This is a genomic window from Baaleninema sp. (genome assembly GCF_049974805.1).
GTDB lineage: Bacteria > Cyanobacteriota > Cyanobacteriia > Cyanobacteriales > Geitlerinemataceae > Baaleninema.
Genome location: NZ_JBNGCO010000176.1, coordinates 1 through 6,409, shown reverse-complemented (window position 1 = coordinate 6,409; position 6,409 = coordinate 1). Strand labels below are relative to the sequence as shown.

The 6,409-nt window shown below is 52.3% G+C and carries 4 protein-coding genes; all 4 read left to right on the top strand.

Going from position 1 to position 6,409, the window contains the following annotated elements; genetic code table 11:
* Positions 1 to 326 precede the first annotated feature (326 nt).
* On the top strand, positions 327 to 1,538 hold the full coding sequence (locus ACP5D4_RS20530; RefSeq protein WP_428013477.1) for a DNA double-strand break repair nuclease NurA: 1,212 nt from the start codon (positions 327 to 329) through the stop codon (positions 1,536 to 1,538).
* A gap of 31 nt (positions 1,539 to 1,569) precedes the next feature.
* Positions 1,570 to 2,895, top strand: a complete 1,326-nt coding sequence (locus ACP5D4_RS20525) for a tetratricopeptide repeat protein (RefSeq protein ID WP_428013476.1) — start codon at positions 1,570 to 1,572, stop codon at positions 2,893 to 2,895.
* 584 nt (positions 2,896 to 3,479) lie between these two features.
* The gene (locus ACP5D4_RS20520) at positions 3,480 to 4,553 is read left to right on the top strand and encodes a tetratricopeptide repeat protein (protein ID WP_428013475.1); all 1,074 of its coding nucleotides are present in this window, start codon (positions 3,480 to 3,482) and stop codon (positions 4,551 to 4,553) included.
* A gap of 239 nt (positions 4,554 to 4,792) precedes the next feature.
* Positions 4,793 to 6,409, top strand: a 1,617-nt coding sequence (locus ACP5D4_RS20515; protein ID WP_428013474.1) for a filamentous hemagglutinin N-terminal domain-containing protein, incomplete at its 3' end; no start/stop codon positions are given.

Sequence of the window (6,409 nt, the reverse complement as noted above, 5' to 3'; positions counted from 1 at the left end):
CTCTTGCCGATCGAGCCTGTCACACCCTGGATTCCATAAAGCGTTTCAACCATCTTTGAGCCAGCAGACGCCACGGCTAGCTCGTTCCTCGAAAAGTTTTCAAAAATACCAGGAGTTAAGCACGGGTCGGTCGATCGACTCGGTTTTTCGTTCTGACCTTTCCGTTAAACCGAAATATCGTTAAAAACCGGGTTTCTGCGTAAGTCCTCAATACATGGAGAAGACTGCGTTAAGCTGGACAGCACCGGGAAATCGCCGCTCGATCGAAAGTGTTATCGATCGCGGCGAATTCCCGAACCGAACGTCAACCAAAAGGGGAGTTCGTCGTGCTGGATCTCAACAAAGTCAGTCAACAGTTAGCGGGAACGATCGACCACCTGCGGGAAGAAGCCACCGCCGCCCGCAAGCGCATGGAACGGGCAGAAACCTTATTTCTCCAAGCCTGTCAGCAGCAAGACGCCTTAGTAAAAGCTCAAAAGCGATGGCGCGATCGCATCTGGTTTTCCGCCGCCACCCCCGTCGAACCCCTGGACACCCGCGTTTTACTGAAAGCACCGCCGAAAGCCCACAGCGTCATCGCCACCGACGGTTCCCAAATCGCCCCCAACCAACACGAAATCGCCTATTGCTATCTCCTCAACATCGGACGGGTGGCGTTACACTACGGCCAAAATCGCCAACCCCTCCTCGATAGCATTCCCGAAGTGTTCTACCGTCCCGAAGACCTCTACGTTTCCCGACAGTGGGGAATTCGTACCGAAGAATGGATGGGATATCGGCGCACCGTGGCTGAAGCCACAGAACTGGCGGAGTTAGCCGTTAGCGTGCGGTTGCAAAATCGCAAACCCCCCATGTTGGCGATGGTGGACGGGTCTTTAATTTATTGGTTTTTAGAAAATTTACCCAACGAGGCGATCGATCGTATCCTACCGCCGATGTTGGAAGCCTGGAATCGCCTCCAGTTAGCCGGAGTTCCCTTACTGGGGTATCTCAGCGCCTCCCGCAGTAGCGAAGCCCTGCACTTTCTACGCTTCCAAGCCTGTCCGTTCGACGTACCCAACTGTTCGACAAACTGTCCTTACGTCGCCCCAGAAGAAGGAGAAGTGGTGTTGAAACGCTCCCCCTGTCAAGTGGCCGAACCGTTGCGGGATACCATCTTTTGGGCGACGCAGTTACAACCGGGAGAACGGGGCTGTTTGTGGAAGTCCTCCAATCCCATTTTGAACCTGTACGGCGATCGTCAGACCGTATATTTCTGTTACGTTCACGTGGGAAGTGAAATCGCCCGCATCGACCTTCCCGCTTGGGTGGCGAACAATCCGGATCTTCTCGACACTGCCTTGAGTTTGATGTTAGGACAGGTTTACAAAGGATACGGTTATCCCGTGACGTTAGCCGAAGCTCATAACCAAGCTGTCGTCCGAGGCGGCGATCGACATCGCTTTTTTGCCTTATTAGAACGTCAGATGATCGAAGCTGGGTTGCAAAACGTGGGAACCTCTTACAAAGAAGCGCGAAAACGCCGCAGCATCGCTTAATAGATTGGATAAACCCGCTCAGATTTCAGCAATGAGTACATTAGATTTAGATCGGGAATTCACCTCAGATTTAGACCGAGCCTTAAAAAAATACGATCGCGCCCTCGAATATCTCGAAGACGGCGAAGGGTTCGATCGATCGCCCTCCCTCGACACCTGCTTAGACGTATTACTCCTACGGGACAAAATTCAACGCCTCGTCGCCCAAGAAAGTCCGCCCCCCACCCAAGCCTGTCTCAAACTCATTTCCCTAGACGAACGCCTAACCCAACAGGGAGGCGTCATCGCAAAAACCGTTCCGCTCGAGAAATTTCGAGAACTCGTCGAACCGCCCGAATCGGCGTGGTGGTGGTACTTCCAACCCCCTGAAGAAATTCACCCTTGGGATAAATTAGATTGGCTCTGGGAAATTTTAACCATTCCCGTTCTCACCTGTAACTTCGCTCTCGTGGCGGCGATTTCCTCCCGGTTCTTAGCCGGAGGCCCCGACGCCTTGGGTGCCTTTGCCACCATCGGACAGAGCGTCATAGCCATGTTAGCGGCCGGTGCGCCGCTCAGCAAAGCCGGCCAGCGAATTATCGAACGCTCCCTAACCGCCTTACATCTCCCGAAATATTTATGGCACGAAACCAAATTTGCCTTGGCCGTCTTGGTCTTTCTCGGATTGCTGGGATTTCAAGCCAGTTTACCCAGTATTTCAAGATATTACCTTCGACGGGGTATCGAGGCGCAAGATCGGTTTCAAACCACCGTCGCCCTCGCCAAGTACAAACGAGCAGTAGAACTCGAACCGAACAATATGGAAGCCCATTTCCGCTTGGGTAATATCTACGAAGACTTACTCGAATTCGATAAAGCCCAGGCAGAATATCGAGTCTCACTGCTCGGCGGCTGTATCGAAGCCTATAATAACCTCGCCCGTCTCTACATTGTGAATTCCCAGGACTACACCGCAGCGGCGGCGTTGCTGAAACAGGGACAGTTGAAGTTGGAAAATCGCGAAAACTTCGCTCTTCAATACTGTTCGGCTGCTAGCATTCCGGCGATCGAATATGTATTTTCCAAAAATATGGGCTGGGCGCGGTTGATGCAAGATCGCCCCCTCGAAGCTGAAAGCGAACTCAGAAACGCCATTGCCATTAACCCCCAAGGTGCAGGTCCGCACTGCTTGTTAGCTCAAGCCCTAGAACAGCAAAATAAAAATCCTGCGGCGGCGTTAGAACAATGGGAGCAGTGTTATGCCTTGGCTCGGGGACTCAACCCGGAAGAAGATGCTTGGCTCGATGCGGCTCGCAAGCGGTTGTTTCAAGCGGAGTCTGGGGAGTCGGAGAATTCTCCGGAAACGCCTCTTCCCTGAGACGGTTCGAGACGCTCCCCCTCAGTGGTGCAGAAAACTTTTCGAGATCGGGGATTGACAAAATTTATATTATATGTATTTAATTTGGGGCCAGATCCCCGGCATCCTGGAGATGCCGGGGATCTCCGGTAGCCATTTACCGATTTGAGATTTTTAGGCCAACCCTTTAATACGGCGATATCTTTTCTAACAAGGGTTTCAGGACTTTTCTGCACCACTAAGGACGCTCCCCTCTCAAACTGATGGATTGCCCTTAAAAATTACAGCCGGGCTGGGGACTTGTCCGGAAGGTTTAAGGAAATCTAATTTTCGCGAAAACTCCAGAAAGAAAATACAATCGTCCGGGATGAATCTGGGTTGAGTTTTTTTACAAAAACAGACTGTGCAGCGTTTTTTTTGAGGTATAAAAGGATAGGCATAGAGGTGAGACTGATAGAAATCGCAGTGTCTCACCCGAAACTGGGCATTTCCCAAAAATAGAGAGTTCGTTTGAGATTGCGGGTTTCTCAGTCTGTTGCCGCCCTGCCATAAATGCCCTTCCCGGCTCGATCGTTCTGTCTTGAAACCTTACAACCCAACTACCCATGAAATTCGATCGCTACCTATCTTTCGGCTCTACTTTACTAGCGCTGGCGCTTTCAATGCCCACCGCCGCCGGAGCCTCAGAATTCCTACTGGTGGACGTCAACGGCTCGGCTCAAATCCGACGCTCCGGACAATCTCAGTATCAGCCCGCTCGCGGGGGGATGCGCTTGAACACAGGGGATCTCGTGCAAACGGCAGGCGGCGCTCAAGTCCGCATCCGCTGCTCCGATTTAACTACCACTTGGACGATGAATTCCAATCTCGAGCGGGGGGTCGTCTGGGGCTGTCCTCCCGATGGCGGCTTCAGCTTGAGAGTGGGGCGACAAAGCGACAATACCCTCGGCGGGATAGACCCCAGCATTCCCTATGTCACCACGCCTCGCCGCACGTTTATTTCAAATTCTCAACCCATCATCCGTTGGAATCCCGTCGCGGGGGCCAGTCGCTACACGGTGCAAGTGCTGGGAGATGATGTGAATTGGGAAACGGAGGTCAGCGGGACGCAGGTGCAGTATCCTGGTACGCCGGCGTTGACGCCAGGGGTGGAATATCGGGTTATCGTGGAAGCGGATAACGGGGCGTCTTCTCAGCTCGATGTGGGGGCGGAAACGGCGACGTTCGAGCGGTTGTACCCGGAAGATTTGGAAATTGTGGAAACGGATATTGCTCAGATTCGAGAGCAGGAGTTTCCGGAAGAAACGGAAGCCCTTTCGATCGCTGATATTTATATTCGCGAAGATTTGTTAGCGGCGGCGATCGATACCCTCGAGCCGTTTGTGGCTTCGGGAACCGAGACCCTAGAAGTTTATCAAGTCTTGGGAGATATCTATCGTTACGTGGGTTTGAATTTGTTGGCTGAGGAACGATACGAACGGTCGATCGAAATTGCGACGGCCATCGAAGATATTCAAGGATTGGCAGACGCGCGATCGGGATTAGCGGAAGTGAAGGCGATGTTAGACCAACCCGAGGCGGCGATCAAACTGTTAACGCAAGCCCAAAGCGGTTACGAAACCCTCAACGATACCGAACGAATCGAAGAGTTACAAAAAAGAATTGACGACTTAACGTAATTACCTTAAAAAAAACCGGCAAAAAATGCCGGTTTTTTTTAACAAAAATAGTTTTTTTAATTACGTTTTGATTAGTTAATTTTAACAAAAAAATTCCGGCGTTGCCAACAGTTTTAGACTCTACAAAAATGGTCTTAAATGAGTGTAAAATATGCCGATCGTCTCAAATTAGAAGACCCGTAAAAACCGTACTAACTCCCTCAAACCTATTAACCCAAGAGCCAGAAGCCACATAACTCATGACCAGTTTTCAAGCTGCGGGCTGGGTTCGACTCGGGCTAGTCCTGTTGACCGCCAGCCTGGCGAGTTCCCCAGTTCGCGCCGCATCAGAAAGCCAAATTTTCCCACTCGCCCAAACCCTTTCAACCCCCTCAGACGAGGTTTTCCTCGCGCAAATCACACCGGACGCGACGCTCGGCACTGAAGCCTCCGTCGTCACTCCCAACGCCTCCGTCAACGGCAATCCCGCCACACTTATTGAAGGGGGGGCGACGCGGGGCGCGAACCTTTTCCACAGCTTTCAAGAATTCAACGTGAACAGCTTTGAAAGCGTTTATTTCAACAACCCCGCCAACATCCAGAACATTCTCAGTCGAGTGACGGGAAACAATATTTCCAACATCGATGGAGTGCTGGGCGTCAACGGTTCGGCGAACCTGTTTTTACTCAATCCCAACGGCATCCTTTTCGGTTCCGGAGCCAGTTTAGATATTAGTGGGTCGTTTTTCGCCAGTACCGCTGACAGCCTGGTGTTTGAAAACAACGCAGAATTTAGCGCGACGAATCCCGCATCCGCCCCTTTATTGACCGTCAGCGTTCCCGTCGGGGTGCAGTTGGGCAACAGTCCGGGGACGATTCGGGGAACCGAAGCCAGCTTGGAGATACGCCAACGCGAAACCCTGGCATTGTTAGGAGGAACGATCGATCTCGATGGCGTCCAAATCTCTGCACCAGGGGGGCGAGTCCTCCTAGGAGGAGTCGGCGGTACTGGAACCGTTGCGTTGCAGTTCAGTAATTCAGGGTCGAGAGTGTCTCTAACGGGATGGGAGTTACCCGAAAACCTGGATCGATCGCCGATTTCCTTGACGAACAGTGCCAGCATTACAGTTATCGATCGTATCGGCGGCGAAATCTCGATCGACGCCTCCGATATTACCGTTAGCAGCAGTTCCTTAGATGCTGGAATTGGGGAAGGATTGGGCGTTCCCGACGCCGACTCGGGCAATATCGAACTCAACGCCACAGGAGAACTCACCCTATCCGATAGTAGTTCGATCGCGAATCGCGTTAGAGAGAATTCGGCGGGAAATGCGGGCGATATTCGCGTCGTCGCCAATGTCGTAAACGTACTGGGTTCCGCTTACCTCGATTCAAACACCTCGGGTCAGGGAAATGCGGGTAACGTCAGTCTTACCGGCGACACCGTAAACGTGAGCGAGGGCGCTTTCCTCTTGTCAGAAACAGAAGGTCAGGGAAATGCGGGTAACGTCAGTCTTACCGGCGACACCGTAAACGTGAGCGAGGGCGCTTACCTCTCTTCGGGGACTGAGGGTCAGGGAAATGCGGGTAACGTCACTCTTACCGGCGAAACCGTAAACGTGAGCGAGGGCGCTTACCTTTCTTCAGAGAGTTCAGGTCAGGGAAATGCGGGTAACGTCACTCTTACCGGCGAAACCGTAAACGTGAGCGAGGGCGCTTTCCTCTCTTCGAGTACCACAGGTGAAGGAAATGCGGGTAACGTCACTCTTACCGGCGACACCGTGGAAGTGAGCGTGGGCGCTTTCCTCTTGTCAGAAACAGAAGGTCAGGGAAATGCGGGTAACGTCACTCTTACCGGCGAAACCGTAAACGTGAGC